The organism is Sulfitobacter sp. 1A13368 (assembly GCF_043557275.1).
In the GTDB taxonomy this organism is placed as follows: Bacteria; Pseudomonadota; Alphaproteobacteria; order Rhodobacterales; family Rhodobacteraceae; genus Sulfitobacter; species Sulfitobacter faviae.
The window spans coordinates 411704-427094 of record NZ_JBIFFR010000001.1 but is presented as its reverse complement, the minus strand read 5'-3'; the positions used below and the strand labels follow the sequence as shown (position 1 = coordinate 427094).

Sequence of the window (15391 nt, the reverse complement as noted above, 5' to 3'; positions counted from 1 at the left end):
AACCTGCAGCGAGCGAAAGTGAGACGGATATGGCAGCGACAATCATCGATGGTAAAGCCTTTGCAGCAACGGTGCGTGAGAAGGTCGCGGGCCATGTCGACCGGTTGAAGACGGATCACGGTGTCACCCCCGGCCTCGCCGTGGTGCTGGTCGGCGAAGACCCGGCAAGCCAAGTCTATGTCCGTTCCAAGGGCAAGATGACCCGCGAGGTTGGCATGAAATCGGTCGAGCATAAGCTGCCCGCGACGGTGGATCAGGACGACCTGCTCAAGCTTATTGATGAGCTGAACAATGACCCCGAAATACACGGCATCCTCGTGCAACTGCCACTGCCGGATCATCTGGATGAAACCCGCGTGGTCAATGCCGTCTCGCCCGCCAAGGACGTGGACGGTTTCCACATCTCCAATGTCGGGCTGCTGGGCACAGGGCAGAAAAGCATGGTGCCCTGCACCCCGCTGGGCTGCCTGATGATGCTGCGGGACCATCACGGCGATTTGACGGGCATGAACGCGGTGGTTATTGGCCGTTCCAACATCGTCGGCAAACCGATGGGGCAGCTGCTCTTGGGCGATAGCTGCACGGTGACCATCGCGCATAGCCGCACCCGCGATCTGCCCGAGGTGGTGCGCCGCGCCGATATCGTGGTCGCCGCCGTTGGCCGCCCCGAAATGGTGCCCGGCGATTGGATCAAAGAGGGCGCCACGGTGATCGACGTGGGCATCAACCGGATCGAGACCGGCGAGAAAACCAAACTGGTCGGCGACGTGGACTTCGACAGCGCCAGCCAGCGCGCCGGGGCCATTACCCCGGTGCCCGGCGGGGTCGGGCCGATGACGATCGCCTGCCTGCTGGCCAATACGGTCACCGCCTGCTGCCGCGCCAATGGGTTGGCAGAGCCCGAAGGCCTGACCGCCTAAGCGCCTGGCACCGGCACGATGGTGCCCTGCAGGATGGCGATGAGCTTGGCCGCGCCATCCGTTTCCGCATGCACCTCTGCCGTGACCACACAAAGCCGCCGGCCCGGTTTGACCACCCGGCCCGTGGCAACCAGCCGGTCTCCCCGGGCGGGGGCCAAAAGGTTGATCTTGATCTCCGAGGTCACGACGTCCACCTCCGGCGGCAACATGCTCAAGGCCGCATAGCCCGCCGCGGAATCGCCGATGGAAAAGGTCAGCCCCGCATGGCCAAAACCCTGCTGCTGCATCGCGCCCGGCAGGACCGGCGCGGCAACCCTGACCAGACCCGACTGCACTTCGATGATCTCGGCCCCCAAGGTCTGCATCATGGTCTGCTTGGCAAAACTCTCCCGCACCCGGCGTTCAATCTGATCGTCCATCATCGCATCTTTCCGGGCATGGGGATCGCCACAGGGTGCGGCCCCGTCAGCACCGCACAGGCCTCTGGTCCCATCAAATCACAAAGCACCCGCGACTGGCTGCGCAGCCCGCCGGTATAGGTGCCATATGCAGGCAGGATCAGCCGCTTGCTGTCAAACAAAAACGCCGGACGCGAGATGCTGCGGCCCCGCGCACGGATCGATGCCTTGGGGTGATAATGCCCTGACACCTCGCCGCAGGCACCCTCCGCGGCAATATGCCGAAAGGTCAGCGGGCCGAGCGCCAACTCAGCCAAATGGGTACCACCCAACCCAACCGGGCCCGGATCATGATTGCCTTCGATCCAATCCCACCGCCGCCCGGCCTGCAGACCAAGAATCCAAAGCCGCTCTTCCTCTGGCAGCGCCTGCGCCGCGCCGAGGTCATCAAAACTATCGCCAAGACAGATCACATGGCGCGCCTGCGTGAAAGACAGGTCGGCCGCTAACCGGTTCAACGTATCGCGCGTCTCATAAGGCGGCAGCGCCGACCCGCCGCGCCGCGCGATCCGTTCCGACTTGCCCAAGTGAAGGTCGCTCACACAAAGCAAATCCCTTTCGCGCCACCAAAGCGCGCCAGAACCAAGCGCAGTGAGCCCGGCCCCGGCGAATGAAAACTTAAGTCCGTTCATCCTTTGTTCATCTGGGATCGGCACAGATTTGGCAAGGGGCCAAACGCGAAGGTTGCGCAGACGGAAAGGTCAGCGCAGAGGTATTTAAGAAAGGATGAATTGCAGAAAGCGCGCCCCGCGATCGGGTGGTCATTGGACCGGAGACGCGCCTTCATCCTTTGCGGTCATCGGCTCCTCAGCCTGTACCGCGAGAGGAAGATGCGCCACCTTGGTTAAAGAACCCTTAACATCTTCATCCTTTTTCAAATACCTTGCAGACCCTCTCTGCCCGCGAAACGCTCAAGTTCAACGACCATCCCGCCATGGCGGCTGATCCGACGGCGGTGGGGTGAGCTGCGCGAGGCCGGAGGCTTCCATCAAACGTTCCGCCTCTTCTGCCAACAGACGATCCTGCCCGGCGCCTTCGACCGGAACGCGGCCCATTTCGAGAAACAGCGGCGCGGCTAGGGGGCTTACGCGGGAGAGCTTGCGATGGGTGATCCGCCCGGCAATTCGCCCGAGCATTTCTTCGATTCTGCCGAAATCCACCAACCCGCTGAGGGCTTCTTCTCGGGTGATGTCGAGCATCAGGTGGTCCGGTTCATAGCGCTGCAGCGTGTCGTAGAGGATATCGCTGGAAAAGGTCGTCTGCCGTCCGGATTTGCGCGCCTGCGGGCTGTTGCGCTCGATCAGCCCGGCGATGGTGGCGGCGGCGCGAAACGTGCGTTTCATCACGGCATTGCCCGCGAGCCAACTGTCGAGCCCTTCGTGCAGCACCGTCGGATCAAGCAGCGGTGCCGGGTCGTCGACAGGGGAGAGCCCCCAGATCAGCGTGGCATAGTCCGTCGCGACGAAGCCCAAGGGGCGCAGGCCGAGGTCTTCCATGCGTTTGGTGAGCAGAAGGCCGAGCGTTTGTTGGCCGTTGCGCCCGGCGAAGCCGTAGAACACCGTCTGTTCGGCAAAGTCATGGGGGAAGCTTTCCACAAGCAGCGTGCCCGGCTGCGGCAATTGGCTGACCTCACGTTGCAGGCTGAGCCATTCGGCGGTGTGGGGCGGCAGTTCGGGCCAGCTGTCTTGGGTGAACATTTGTTGCACGCGGGCCGAGAGTTGGGTGGAGGTGGCGAATTTCGTACCGCCGAAGGTCGCCACTTTCGGCTTTTTGGCGGCGTTGCGGCTGACCTCGACCACGGTTTCGCGCAGCCCTTCGTAGCGCACGATTTGCCCGCCGATCAGGAAGGTATCGCCTTTGGTCAGCGTGGCGGCAAAGCCTTCTTCGATCTCGCCTAGGGGTTTGCCGCCGCGGTTGCGTTTCATGCGGACCTTGAGCTTGTCGGTGTCCTGAATGGTGCCGATGTTCATACGGATGCGTTGCGCGGCGCGGGGGTCACGCAGTTGCCATTGCCCATCGGGGCGTTGCAGCAGCCTTTGCCAGCGGTCATAGGCGCGCAGCGCGTAGCCCCCCGTGGCGCAGAAATCGAGGCAAGCATCGAAGGCGGCGCGCGAGAGGCTGGCATAGGCGCCGGCGGTGCGGATTTGGGCAAAGAGGTCCTCGGCGTCGAAGGGGCCAGCGCAGGCGGCGATGAGGATGTGCTGGCAGAGCACGTCGCGGGGGCCGTCCCCCCGTGGGTCGCCGTCGAGCGCGCCTTCGAGAACCGCCTCTAGGGCGGCGACGCATTCCACCACTTCGAAGCGGTTGGCGGGGACCAGAAGCGCCTTGGAGGGCGCATTGTAGCGGTGGTTGGCGCGGCCGATGCGCTGGACCAGACGTTTCACGTTCTTCGGCGCGCCGATCTGGATGATGAGGTCCACGTCGCCCCAGTCGATCCCGAGGTCGAGCGTGCCGGTGCAGACGATCGCGCGCAAATCGCCGCGTACCATCGCCGCCTCGACCTTTTCGCGCTGCGCGCGGTCGAGGCTGCCGTGGTGGATGGCGATGGGCAGGGCGTCCTCGTTGGCGAGCCAGAGCTTGTGGAAGAAGATCTCGGCCTGCGCGCGGGTGTTGTGGAAGATCAGCGTCGTCTTGTGTTGGCGCACCTGTTCGAGGACCGCGGGGATCGCATAGGCCGCGCCGCCGCCGGCCCAGGGCGGGGCCTCCTCGGTGCGCAGCATCTGGATGTCGGGGGCGGGGCCAGGATCGGCCATGAGCACTTCGCAGGGGGCGGGGTGGCGGGCCATCAAGTGGGCGATCGCGGCGGGGTCTTCGACAGTGGCCGAGAGGCCCACGCGTTTCAGACCCGGGCACAGCGCTTGCAGCCGGGTCAGCACCAACATCAGCTGGTCGCCGCGTTTGCTTTCGGCCAGCGCGTGAATCTCGTCAATCACCACGCGTTTGAGGCCCCGAAAGGTGCGCCCGGCGTCCTCATAGGAGGTCAGCAGGGCGAGGCTCTCGGGTGTGGTCAGCAGGATATGCGGCGGGTCGGCGCGTTGGCGACGGCGGCGCGCGTGCGAGGTGTCGCCGGTCCGGTCCTCAATGCGGATCGGCAGGCGCATCTCCTCGACCGGGCGGGTGAGGTTGCGCTTGATGTCTGCCGCGAGCGCCTTCAGCGGCGAGATGTAGAGCGTGTGCATCCCCTCGTGATCATGCTCGGACAGATCGACGAGGGTGGGTAGGAAACCGGCCAGCGTTTTGCCGCCCCCTGTGGGGGCGATGAGCAGCAGGGCGTGGGCCTCGGCACGGTCCAGCATCTCTTGCTGGTGCGGGTGCAAAGACCAGCCATTCTGGGCGAACCAATCGGCGAATTTTGGGGGTAGGGCGCGCATGCACCCAATGTAGTATCGGCAGGGCGCGGTGCCAGCGGCGAAGGCTATTTAACGATCACCTCATCGCGAACGAACATATTGGCCCATGCCCGGTCCACCAGATCGGGGTTCATCTGATAGGGGATGCCTTCGAAATCACAGATCGCGATCATCTGGTCGATCAGGAAGTTCGGCTGATAATTCGCATAGACATTGTCGATGGTGGGGTATTTCACCTTGAGCAGATGGACCAGCGTCGCCTCATCCAGCGGCATGCCGCGTTTGCGGGCGACCATGGCGAAGATCTTGAGGAAGTTCTCTTGGTCCGGCCCGTCGATCTTGATCTTGAAAAAGATGCGCCGCAGGGCGGCTTGGTCGAAAATCTCGTTCGGGTGGAAGTTGGTCGAGAAGATCACCAGCGTGTCGAAGGGCACCTCGAATTTCTCGCCCGATTGCAGGGCGAGGATGTCTTTGCTTTCCTCCAGCGGGACAATCCAGCGGTTGATGATGCTTTGCGGCGGCTCTTTTTGGCGGCCAAGGTCGTCGACGATGAAGATGCCGCCCGTGGCCTTGAGTTGCAGCGGCGCCTGATAGGTCCGCGCCGTGGGGTTGTAGACCAGATCAAGCATGTCGAGCGTCAGTTCGCCACCGGTGATGACCGTCGGGCGTTCGCAGCAGACATAGCGGGCGTCATAGCGGGTGACGCGGCGCAGGGAGGTGGGGTCTTGGACCTCCGCTTCGGCGGCGGAATGGACGATCGGGTCATAGACGGTGATGACTTGTCCTGCGTATTCGATGGCACGGGGGACATAGACCCGATCGCCAAGCGCGTCGCGTATGCCATTGGAAATGCTGGATTTGCCGTTTCCCGGCGGGCCGTACATCAGGATCGACCGCCCGGCAGAGACGGCGGGGCCGAGGTGATCCAGCAGGCTGTCGTGCAGCACCAAATGGCCCATGGCGCCGGTCAACTGGTCACGGGTGATTTGCAGATTGCGCACGGATTGGCGTTTGACCTGCTCGCGATAAACCTCAAGCGGGACGGGCATGGCGCCGAAATATTCCGACTGCGCCAGCGCATCCAATGCGCGCGCCTTGCCCGCATCAGTCAACTGATAGCCCATCTCATTGCCGCTGGTGGCGCTGAGCGTGCCGGTGGCTTCGATCAGGCGCTGGCTGCGGGCTTGGTCGACCATCTCCTGCGTGACCGGGATCGGCAGGCAGAGCGCTTGAGCCAGATCGCTGACCATCTCGACGTTCTTGCGAAAGATCGTTTTCAGAAGGATATCGCGCATCATCACGATGGGCAGCTTCATATCCTCCAACCGCTTGGGGGGCGGCGGGGCAAGCACGGTGCTGGTCGGGGCGTTCATCTATGGCTTCCTTGGAAAGTCATGCGGCGGTGCGGCTTGTCAGTCAGACTGGACGGTAAATCTTGAATATGGCGTGAATGTGGACGCTTTCTCGCGATGAAAAGAGTTTGCAGCGGGGCGGTCAGACCCCGAAGAGCGCCCCCAAGATCAGATAGAGCCCCAGCGTGGTGCCAAGGGCGAGGCCCATGGGGAATTTCTTGGTCTCCTGCCAGCTTTGCCAATCGGGCGCGAGACGGCGCAGGGGGGTGTATTTCACCCCGCGGTGCGTGGCGGCGGCGGCGAGAAGGGTGGCCATGAAAAGCATCATTAAGAGGCGCAGATCGCCCCATGCGATATAGGGCGCGGCGGCGGCGGCGAACTTTGCGTCACCGGCCCCCATGACTCCGGCGGCGTTCAGGACGATGCCGACCACCAGCACCACGACAAGGCTCAGCAGGCGCCAGAGATAGGTGTCAAAGGGCAGTAGAAACAGCCCCAGCAGCACAAAGATCGCGGTCAGCACTAAGACCGCCTGATTGGTGATCCGCATCTGCTTCATGTCGGTGAAGGCGACATAGAGGCAGATCGGCAGGACGAAGGGCAGAAACCACAGGGCCGCCGTGGCAGAGATCGCCATGGATCAGCCGTTTTCCAATGCGCGCAGAGAGCGGACGGCGGCTTCGAAGTGCTGGGGGTGCGTGTCGATCGCTTCGCGCAGCAGGCCCTTGCCGGTCTCCACATCGCCGCGTTTGATCGCCGACAGGGCCATCGTGTGCAAAAGCTGGGCGCGCTCAGATTGCTCCATCGGCATGACGGGCAGGGTATAGTCGCGCTGTGCGGCGCGGGCCATGACGAGGTTGTTCTTGGCGGTGAAAAGCGTGTTGTCTTGGCGGATCGCCTCGCCAAACAGACGCTCGGCTTCGGGGTAATCGCCGCGGGTTAGTTTGGAGTAGCCCCAGTTGTTCATCACGGCGGCGGGGGTCGTGGTCAGGCCGACGGCGATTTCATAAAAACTGTCGGCGCGTTCCCACTGTTCCTTGCTGTCGGCAACCATAGCCTCAAGCCGGTAGCGGGCAAAGGTCTCATGAGTGGGCGGGATGCCGTTGAGCACCGTCTCGGCCCGCGCCCAGTTGCCCGAGCGGATCAGCGCATCGGCCAATTGCACGCTGTCTTCGGGGGTGGCGCCTTCCATCTTGGTGACCTTGTCCCATTCGGAAACGGCCTCAGTCGTGCGTTTGGCGCGGACCAGTGACGCGGCGAGCCCGCGCTGGTGGTCGATCCGGTCGGGGCTTTCCTTGATGGACCTCGCGAAATAGCTCACCGCCTCATTGGGGTCGGCCACGGTCAGCATGACGTCAGAAAGGTTGGTTTCATCCACCACATTGACGTCCTTGAAGGCCCGTTCAACGGTGGCGTTCGCGTCTTTTTCACCGCAGCCTGCAAGGGCGGTGACGCCTGCCATGCAGACGGCCAGAATGATTGGATGGCGCATTTTGCGTCCTCTTACTGCTCTGCCGGGTCATGGTGTCGGACGGATCAGGTAATCCCCGCCGCCGCGCCGCACCAATTTGTAATTATCCTCATTGACTTCTGTTATAACAGATTTTTCCGTTTTTGCGAGCGCCAAGCGCAGATTGTCCCGAATTGCGTCACTTTCGCCATTATCGAGGGCATAGGCTTTGCGGAAAATCTGCTCGGCCTCGGCGGTCTGGCCGCTTTCCATCAGCACGACGCCAAGGTTGTTCCAGACTTCCGGCTCGGCGGCGTCTTTCTCAACGGCGCGGCGCAGCAGGGTTTCCGCCTGTCCCAAACGCCCAAGCCCAAGGTTGGCGCTGCCGAGAGCCGAGAGGATTTCCCCGGTCAGCCCATGCTCCAGTGCGGCGCGGTTGAAGGATTTGATGGCCAATTCATATTGCCCCGCCGCGATGAGCCTATGGCCCACCTCGATCCCATCAACCGCCTCGGCCCGTTGGTTCACGCCGGGGGCATAGAGGTTTTCGGGTGTCTGATCCCCGCGCAACGCGGAAAAGCCGCCTGTCGAACAGGCGGCCAGAGCAAGGCCCAAGATCGGCCCGATGAAAACGGCGCGGAGAAGGCTGCGCCGAATTTCCTTTTTCATTAATTCCCCATCTGACCCAGTTGCGAGATGCCATGCGCCGAGGGGCCGACCAGAATGATCAGCAGCGGCGGCACGGTGAGGCCCATAGTGGCAAGGGTCATCTTGGTTGGCAACTTGTTTGCCGCTTCCTCGGCCCGCATCACACGTTTGTCGCGCATCTCGGCGGCATAGACGCGCAGGGCGTCGGCGATGGAGGTGCCGAAAGCCGCCGATTGGATCAGCACGGTCACGAAAGAGGAGACATCCTGCACGCCGCAACGCTCGCCCATGTCGTTGAGCACCGATACCTTGTCCTTACCCGCTTTCATCTCATAGGCGACCATCTCGAACTCTTCGGAAAGGGCGCGGTAGGAGGCGCGCAGCTCGCGGGCGACGCGGACGATGCATTGGTCCAGCGATTGCCCGGCTTCGACGCAGACAAGCATCATATCCAGCGCGTCGGGGAAGCCGCGGGTGATCTCTTCTTTGCGGGAATCGACCCGGCGGCGGACCCAGTATTTCGGCAGGTAGTAACCAATGGCGCCGGGGCCGATGGCCCACATCATGGTCTGCTGCGTGGTCAGCCCTTCGCCGCCGCCCAAGACATTGGTATAGACCAGACCGCCGACCAGCCCGAGCATCCCGAGTGCAAATTGGGCAAAGTAATAAAGCCGCACCGCATCGCGCGAACGATAGCCCGCTTGGCGCAGCATCAACTGTTTGGCGCTGAGTTCGGCCACGTCCTCGGGCTCAAGAAACTTGGCGAATTTTTGCAACTGCGCGTTTTGATCCGATTGGCGCAGCTTTTCGCGCGAACTGTCGCCCGTCGGGGCAGAGCTAGTGCGCTTAAGCTTGGTCAGCGGGTCTTCGGGCTGGCGCAGCATCAAGACCAGCGTGATCGCCACCAAGGCCACGCCCAAAGTGCCGATGATGATGATCAGCCCCATCGGCCCCAAGGCTTGGTTGATCTGATCGTTAAGCTGATTGAAAAATTCCATCACCGGCCTCTCAGACTTTGATATTGGTAAGGATGCGCATCACGAAAAGGTTTAGCACAAGGAAGATCCCCACAAGGAAACAGGCGGGAATGAAATAGGGGTGATCGCGCACCTCGTCGTAGTAATGCGGATCGCCGAGGTTGATCACCACCAGCGCGGCCAGCGGGAAGCCCGACAGGAACTTGCCCGACCATTTCGCCTCGGCCGTGATGGCTTTGACACGGCGGAACAGGCGGAAGCGGGCGCGGATCACCTTGGCCAGACCGGCGAGGATCTCGGCCAAGTTGCCGCCCGATTGCTGCTGAATGGTCACGGCGACGGCGAGAAAGCGCAAATCCTGCATGTCGAGCCGTTCGGCCATATCCTTCAGCGCCTCGCCCAGATCGCGGCCATAGGCGGCCTCATCGGCGATCACGCCAAATTCCGAGGCAAGCGGGTCTTGGATTTCCTTGGACACGATGGAAATCGCGTTGGAGAAAGGGTGCCCCACCCGCAGGCTGCGCACCATCAGTTCCACCGCATCGGGAAGCTGCTCTTCGATCATCGCCATGCGTTTACTGGCCTTATGCGACACCCAAAAGAACACTGCGCCCACGCCCATGGCGATGGACATCAGCGCGCGCACCGACACGGAGGTATCGGTGCCGATGGTCAGCCCCAGAAAGGCCAAAGCGGCCAACCCGGCCATGATCATCAGCAACTGCTGCGGCGTGAAGGCAATTGCGGCCTTCTGCGCACGTTCTGACAGCAGGGAGTAGAGCGGGATCGACTTGGCGTTCATATGCTGCTGCATTTCCTTGCGCAGCTTGTCGAGCACCTCTTCGCGGCGCGCGCCTTTCTCCAGCATCTCAAGGCGGCGGTTCACGCGGCTGTTGAGGCTGATGGATTTGCCGAATGCGACAAGGTACAGCCCCTCGACCAGCACCAGAACGCCGATGAAGATCAGACCATAGATGATTGGTTCGGCACTCATTGCATCAATCCTTACTGGGCCGCCACGGGTTCGTAGATGGAGGCGGGCAGGTCATAGCCCCACATGCGGAACCGCTCAGAGAAGTGGCTGCGCACGCCGGTGGCGGTGAAATGGCCGATGATCTTGTTCTCGGGCGTCAGGCCGACGCGCTGGAAGCGGAAGATCTCTTGCATCGAGATGACCTCGCCCTCCATGCCCGTGATCTCGGTGATCGAGGTCATCCGGCGCGAGCCGTCTTGCAAGCGGCTGGCCTGCACGATCAGGTTCACAGCCGAGGAGATCTGGCTACGCATCGCCTTGAGCGGCATTTCGATCCCGGCCATGGCAATCATGTTTTCCAGACGGCTGATGCCATCGCGGGCCGAGTTGGCGTGAATCGTGGTCATGGAACCGTCGTGGCCGGTGTTCATCGCCTGCAACATGTCGATGACCTCTTCGCCGCGCGTTTCGCCGACGATGATGCGGTCGGGGCGCATCCGAAGGGCGTTTTTCAGACAGTCGCGGGGCGAGACTTCGCCCTTGCCTTCGACATTGGGCGGGCGGCTTTCCATCCGGCCCACATGGGTCTGTTGCAGTTGCAATTCGGCGGTGTCTTCGATGGTCAGAATGCGTTCGGCATTGTCGATGAAAGACGACAGCGCGTTGAGCGTGGTGGTCTTACCCGAGCCCGTACCGCCCGACACGATGATGTTAAGACGCGTGGCCACGGCGGCCTGCAAATAGGCGGCCATCTCTTCTGAGAAGGCGCCGAAGTTCACCAGATCGTCGATGCCCAGCTTGTCTTTCTTGAACTTACGAATGGACACGAGCGAGCCATCGACGGCCACCGGGGGCACCATGGCGTTGAAACGTGAGCCATCCTTGAGACGCGCGTCAACGTAAGGGTTGCTTTCATCCACCCGACGCCCCACCGCCGAGACGATCTTGTCGATGATCCGCAGCAGGTGTTTTTCGTCTTTAAAGGTGATGTCGGTCAATTGCAGCTTGCCTTCGCGTTCGACGAAAATCTGCTGCGGGCCGTTCACCAGAATATCGTTGACGCTGTCGTCTTTCAGCAGCGTCTCAAGGGGGCCAAGACCGGTGACCTCGTCATAAAGCTCGGAGTTCAGCGTCATGCGGTCTTCGCGGTTGAGCACGATGCTCTTTTCGGAAAGGATCTCGACGGCGATATCGTTGATTTCCTGCCGCAAATCAGCTTCCGAGGCATGTTCCAGCGCGGCGAGATTGAGGTTGTCCAAGAGCGCGCGGTGCAGTTCGAGCTTGATCTCACTCATCCGCTGCTTGCGCTTGACCTCACGGTCCTCGGGGGAAGCGGCGGCGGGTTTGACCGCGCGGCGCATTGAAACCGGTTTGGCTGCCGGTGTGGGCGCAGGTGCCGCGGGGGCGGGCTGGGCGGCTTTGGCTGGCTTGGCCTCACGCGCCGGCGCGGGGGCGGCGGCTTTCGAGGTGGCAGAGGCTGGTTTCTTGTATTTCGAGAACATCGGTACGCTCTTTCGCTAGGGGGCTCAGGCGGCTTGGGCCTGCTCGCCCTTGAGATCGTGGATGGAGCTTGCAAGTTTGGCGATTTCGCGGCGCAGTGGGCTTTTCGGCGCGGAATTGGCCAGTGGCAGCCCGTGGTCATTGGCCTGCGTCACCGCCTTGCCGCCATCGGGCATCTGCACGTCGATCGAAATGCTCAGCGATTCGGCCATGCGCTTGACCCGGCTCTTGGCGCTGAGATCGGTGAATTTCGGCGCGCGGTTCATCACATAGCGCAGCTTTTCAAAGGGCAGTTCCTCAGACTGCAGCGCCCGTTTGAAGCGCAGCGCGTTCTGGGCCGAGCGCATGTCGAGTTCCAGCATGGCAAAGTAGACATGCGCGCTGGTCAGCACCGTCTCGGACCATTGAACCAGCGTCGAGGGCATGTCGACGATGACATAGTCGAACTGGTTGCGCGCCATGTTGAGGATGCGGTCGATATCTTCGTTGGTCACGATATCAAGCGGCAGCATCTCTGCCGGGGCGGTCAGCACATGCAGCTTGTCCTCAAAGGTTTGCAGCGCTTGGCCAAAGATCTCTTCGTCCATGGATTCCGTGTCGGACATCATCTCATAGACCGCCTCGCGGCGTTGCAGATCAAGGAAGGTCGCGACCGAGCCATATTGCAGGTCGAAATCCAGCAGGCAGACCGAGGGCGGGTTTTTCTTGTCGGCATTTGCCAGTTCCCAAGCGAGGTTCACGGCAAGGGTCGTGGCCCCGGTGCCCCCAGCCAAACCATGCACGACGATCAGTGCGCCATCCTTTTGCGCACCGGCCTTCAGCTGCGGCGCACTGCTGTCGGCTGCGGGGGCAGGGGGGGCGTTCTCTCCGGCCCGGACGCGGGCAATGGCCTGGGCCAATTCGCCTTCGGGCAGCGGATAGGGGACGAATTCATCCGCCCCCTGCCGCAGCAGCGAATGCAACGCGGCGGGGGTCATGTCTTCGGCGATCAGGATCACCCGGATGTCGCGCGCCTTGGCCTGCGTGATGATTTCGCTCATCAAAACGAGGTTGTCCTCATCGGTCTCATCCATGGCGAGGGCGACGAATTCCATCGCCTCGGCTTCGGGTTGGCTGAAGAATGCCAGCGCCTCGGCGAATCCCAGATCACCCCAGCTTTCGCCCAAAGTGGCTTCCATATCTTCGATCAAGAGGTCGAAGTTCTGTACATCACGGCTGATTGTGCAGGCAACGATCGGCGCTGCTTCGGGTTGTGGCATAGTGCTGCTCATGACCTTTTGTCCTTTACATCAACGGTTTGGCCGGAGGGCGGCGATATTCTGTCGCTGCGAACGCTCTGACCTCTGCCTTATGCGCGGCTCTTGAGCCGGGCACATTTATCCTTCTGCGTCGAATATCACCCCCAACTGGGGCGAGATTGGGGCCAAAAAGCCTCTATTGTTGGGTATCTTGAAACGATACGTCCATTCGCGCCCGATTGGACATGGCTTTTCAGAGACGAAAACCCCCGCGGCCCAAAGGCGCGGGGGGATATTATCCATGCGAAAGAAGGGCTTACCCTTACTCCCCGCCGCCGCCACCTGCTTCGGTGGCACCGGAGCTTAGCTGAGAGGGGGGCACGGCGCTGGCTACATATTCGCGGTAGATGATCTGCGCATATTTGCCGTCCAGCAGCATCGGGTGGCCGTGGACGAAGCCGCTGACCTCGGTCACCGTGCGCCGGTTGCGACGCTCGCGGCCCTGGGTCACGATCAGAGGCTGAGTTTCGCCAAAGGAAACAACGGCTTCCAAACGGCTGGGGCTGATTCCCAAGGTCGAGAGATAGCGCACCACGGCCTGCGCCCGGCGCAGCCCCAAGGCGCGGTTATAGGCCTGCGAGCCGACCAGATCAGTGTGGCCATAGACGCGGAAGCGAATCTCGGGGAATTGGCGAATCCAGCTGGCCTGCTGGCGCAGGACGGCTTTCGCATTCGCGTCCAGTCGGGCCGAGTTGAAGGCGAAGGTCACGGTCGAGCGGACTTCGTTAGAGAAACGGTTCGCCAAATCAAAGGTCACACGCTTTTCGCCGGTCATGACTTGGCGGTTGTGCAGCGTGGCATTGCCGAATTGGCCCGTGTCCACGATCGACCCCGACTCGCGGTAGAACTGCGTATAGACCGGATCGTTGCTGGGCGCGCAGGCGGCGAGCCCGGCCAGGGCCGCGGTGCCCGCGATCAACGTAATATGTCTGCGTGTCATCGGATCAATCCAGTACATAACCGTAGGAGCCGCGGAAGTCCTGCTTGGCCACTTCGCCCGCAGCGCCCCGACTGGGGGTGCGGGTGCCATCCGCCGTGCGCCCGTGCAGGAACAGGTCTTTCTCAGAGGGCGGTTTGATGCGATCCGTGGGCAGGGCCAGCGCTTCGCCACGGGTCGGGGTGACCAGATGGGCGGTGACGATGATGACCAATTCGGTCTGGCTGCGCTGGTAATCCGCCGAACGGAACAGCGCGCCCAACACCGGGACATCGCCGATCCACGGCAGTTGCCGCGTGCTGTCGGTGAAGTCGTCGGTCAAGAGGCCCGCGATGGCAAAGCTTTCCCCGTCACGCATCTCGACCGTGGTCGAGGTTTCGCGCCGGGTGAAGGCGGAAATCTCGATGCCGTTGCCCAATGAAATGCTGTTGCTTGCGTCGATGGCCGAAACGGCGGCGTTCATCTCAAGGTTGATGATATCCTTGTCCACGACGCGCGGAATAAAGGCGAGTTCTACGCCGAAGGGTTTGAACTCCACCGATACCGTATCACTGGTTTGGGCGACTGGGATCGGGTACTCGCCCCCGGCGAGGAACTTGGCCTCTTGGCCCGAAAGCGCCACGAGGTTCGGCTCTGCCAAGAACCGGACGACGCCTTTTTCTTCCAATGCTTCCAACAGGATGCCCACTTGGGTAGAGCCTGCGTTGAAGCCGAATAGCACTGCGCCTGCGTTCTGGTTCGCCGATGGGATCGACCCGCCCAGCGAGGTGGCGACCCCGCCTGACGTATTGGTGCTGCCGGTGCCCGCGCTGAAATCGGAGCCGCCGTTGATTGCCAGCGAAGAGCCGAGCGATTTCGACACATTGCGCTGCATCTCGGCAAAACGGACCTTCATCATGACCTGCTGGATGCCGCCCACGCTCATCAGGTTGCTGACCCGTTCGGGAGCGTAGCGTTCGGCCAGATCGAGCGCGCGTTGCAGCCGTTGTGTGGAAGAGACGATGCCCGACAGCACGATACCGTCATTAGCCGTGCGCACTTCGATCTTCTCACCCGGCAGGATTTGACGCAGCCGTTCTTTGAATTCAGAGACATCCGCCGCGACGCGGACATCGACATTGGTGATCAGCTGCCCCGCCGCGTCGAGCAGCGTGAGCGTGGTCAACCCCGGCGATTTGCCCAACACATAGATCGTGCGGTCAGACAGAGAGGAAATATCCGCGATGCCGGGGTTGGCGATGCTGAGTTCCGCGAAGGGAATGTCGCTTTCCACCACCACGGCGCGGTTCATCGGGACGTCGAGGCTGGAATTAGTGCCGCGTTTGACAACGCGAAGCGTGTCGGCGCCAGCTGAACTGGGCAGGGTCAATGCCATCGGCATTGCGCCCAGTGTCAGCCCCAGCAGGGCCGCTTTCAGAAATCTATCGATTTTCATGTGACCTGCCTTTTTGATCACGCCTCGGGATGGGTCTTTTTGCCCTCGTTTGGCAACACTCTGCGGCAATTCCAAATTTATTGCAAGAATCAA

14 protein-coding genes are annotated in these 15391 nt (G+C 61.9%); 1 reads left to right on the top strand and 13 read right to left on the bottom strand.

Annotated elements, in window-relative coordinates:
- The first annotated feature begins 29 nt into the window (after nt 1-29).
- Nucleotides 30-920 carry a bifunctional methylenetetrahydrofolate dehydrogenase/methenyltetrahydrofolate cyclohydrolase FolD gene (gene folD, locus ACGYK4_RS02065; protein ID WP_394454892.1) on the top strand — a complete coding sequence of 297 codons (891 nt, stop codon included), beginning with the start codon at nt 30-32 and terminating at the stop codon, nt 918-920.
- Here folD and ACGYK4_RS02060 read toward each other — a convergent pair.
- The 13 genes from ACGYK4_RS02060 to ACGYK4_RS02000 form a co-directional block, all read right to left on the bottom strand.
- Nucleotides 917-1339, bottom strand: a complete 423-nt coding sequence (locus ACGYK4_RS02060; protein ID WP_394431476.1) for a PaaI family thioesterase — start codon at nt 1337-1339, stop codon at nt 917-919. The genes folD and ACGYK4_RS02060 overlap by 4 nt on opposite strands.
- A complete protein-coding gene (gene pdeM, locus ACGYK4_RS02055; protein ID WP_394431478.1) occupies nt 1339-2010 on the bottom strand; it encodes a ligase-associated DNA damage response endonuclease PdeM in 672 nt (223 codons plus the stop codon). Before pdeM ends, ACGYK4_RS02060 begins: the two co-directional genes overlap by 1 nt.
- Nucleotides 2011-2295: 285 nt before the next feature.
- A complete protein-coding gene (locus ACGYK4_RS02050) occupies nt 2296-4749 on the bottom strand; it encodes a ligase-associated DNA damage response DEXH box helicase (protein WP_394454890.1) in 2454 nt (817 codons plus the stop codon).
- Between the two features lie 44 nt (nt 4750-4793).
- On the bottom strand, nt 4794-6101 hold the full coding sequence (locus tag ACGYK4_RS02045; RefSeq protein WP_394454889.1) for an ATPase: 1308 nt from the start codon (nt 6099-6101) through the stop codon (nt 4794-4796).
- A gap of 121 nt (nt 6102-6222) precedes the next feature.
- Nucleotides 6223-6717 carry a prepilin peptidase gene (locus ACGYK4_RS02040; protein WP_322328221.1) on the bottom strand — a complete coding sequence of 165 codons (495 nt, stop codon included), beginning with the start codon at nt 6715-6717 and terminating at the stop codon, nt 6223-6225.
- 3 nt (nt 6718-6720) lie between these two features.
- Nucleotides 6721-7572, bottom strand: coding sequence for a tetratricopeptide repeat protein (locus tag ACGYK4_RS02035; protein ID WP_394431484.1), 852 nt, complete (start codon nt 7570-7572; stop codon nt 6721-6723).
- Between the two features lie 27 nt (nt 7573-7599).
- Complete coding sequence (locus ACGYK4_RS02030) at nt 7600-8199, bottom strand: tetratricopeptide repeat protein (RefSeq protein WP_394454888.1); 600 nt, start codon at nt 8197-8199, stop codon at nt 7600-7602.
- Nucleotides 8199-9176, bottom strand: a complete 978-nt coding sequence (locus tag ACGYK4_RS02025) for a type II secretion system F family protein (RefSeq protein ID WP_394431488.1) — start codon at nt 9174-9176, stop codon at nt 8199-8201. The genes ACGYK4_RS02030 and ACGYK4_RS02025 overlap by 1 nt, the downstream gene beginning before the upstream one ends.
- A 10-nt stretch (nt 9177-9186) precedes the next feature.
- Nucleotides 9187-10149, bottom strand: a complete 963-nt coding sequence (locus ACGYK4_RS02020; protein WP_271693166.1) for a type II secretion system F family protein — start codon at nt 10147-10149, stop codon at nt 9187-9189.
- A gap of 11 nt (nt 10150-10160) precedes the next feature.
- Complete coding sequence (locus ACGYK4_RS02015; protein ID WP_394446992.1) at nt 10161-11630, bottom strand: CpaF family protein; 1470 nt, start codon at nt 11628-11630, stop codon at nt 10161-10163.
- 24 nt (nt 11631-11654) lie between these two features.
- Nucleotides 11655-12899 (bottom strand): CpaE family protein, encoded by a 1245-nt coding sequence (locus ACGYK4_RS02010; RefSeq protein ID WP_394454887.1) that lies wholly within the window; start codon nt 12897-12899, stop codon nt 11655-11657.
- Nucleotides 12900-13188: 289 nt separating this feature from the next.
- Nucleotides 13189-13884, bottom strand: a complete 696-nt coding sequence (locus ACGYK4_RS02005; RefSeq protein ID WP_394431494.1) for an OmpA family protein — start codon at nt 13882-13884, stop codon at nt 13189-13191.
- Nucleotides 13871-15298: a type II and III secretion system protein family protein gene (locus ACGYK4_RS02000; RefSeq protein ID WP_067267251.1), complete on the bottom strand. Its 1428-nt coding sequence runs from the start codon at nt 15296-15298 to the stop codon at nt 13871-13873. Before ACGYK4_RS02000 ends, ACGYK4_RS02005 begins: the two co-directional genes overlap by 14 nt.
- Nucleotides 15299-15391 lie beyond the last annotated feature (93 nt).

Excerpts from the sequence above, each read along its gene's own strand:
- folD (WP_394454892.1), top strand. The coding sequence starts at position 30 with ATGGCAGCGACAATCATCGATGGTAAAGCCTTTGCAGCAACGGTGCGT.
- ACGYK4_RS02025 (WP_394431488.1), bottom strand. The coding sequence starts at position 9,176 with ATGGAATTTTTCAATCAGCTTAACGATCAGATCAACCAAGCCTTGGGG.
- ACGYK4_RS02045 (WP_394454889.1), bottom strand. The coding sequence starts at position 6,101 with ATGAACGCCCCGACCAGCACCGTGCTTGCCCCGCCGCCCCCCAAGCGG.
- ACGYK4_RS02040 (WP_322328221.1), bottom strand. The coding sequence starts at position 6,717 with ATGGCGATCTCTGCCACGGCGGCCCTGTGGTTTCTGCCCTTCGTCCTG.
- ACGYK4_RS02030 (WP_394454888.1), bottom strand. The coding sequence starts at position 8,199 with ATGAAAAAGGAAATTCGGCGCAGCCTTCTCCGCGCCGTTTTCATCGGG.
- ACGYK4_RS02000 (WP_067267251.1), bottom strand. The coding sequence starts at position 15,298 with ATGAAAATCGATAGATTTCTGAAAGCGGCCCTGCTGGGGCTGACACTG.
- ACGYK4_RS02010 (WP_394454887.1), bottom strand. The coding sequence starts at position 12,899 with ATGAGCAGCACTATGCCACAACCCGAAGCAGCGCCGATCGTTGCCTGC.
- ACGYK4_RS02015 (WP_394446992.1), bottom strand. The coding sequence starts at position 11,630 with ATGTTCTCGAAATACAAGAAACCAGCCTCTGCCACCTCGAAAGCCGCC.
- ACGYK4_RS02005 (WP_394431494.1), bottom strand. The coding sequence starts at position 13,884 with ATGTACTGGATTGATCCGATGACACGCAGACATATTACGTTGATCGCG.
- ACGYK4_RS02060 (WP_394431476.1), bottom strand. The coding sequence starts at position 1,339 with ATGGACGATCAGATTGAACGCCGGGTGCGGGAGAGTTTTGCCAAGCAG.
- ACGYK4_RS02020 (WP_271693166.1), bottom strand. The coding sequence starts at position 10,149 with ATGAGTGCCGAACCAATCATCTATGGTCTGATCTTCATCGGCGTTCTG.
- pdeM (WP_394431478.1), bottom strand. The coding sequence starts at position 2,010 with ATGAACGGACTTAAGTTTTCATTCGCCGGGGCCGGGCTCACTGCGCTT.
- ACGYK4_RS02050 (WP_394454890.1), bottom strand. The coding sequence starts at position 4,749 with ATGCGCGCCCTACCCCCAAAATTCGCCGATTGGTTCGCCCAGAATGGC.
- ACGYK4_RS02035 (WP_394431484.1), bottom strand. The coding sequence starts at position 7,572 with ATGCGCCATCCAATCATTCTGGCCGTCTGCATGGCAGGCGTCACCGCC.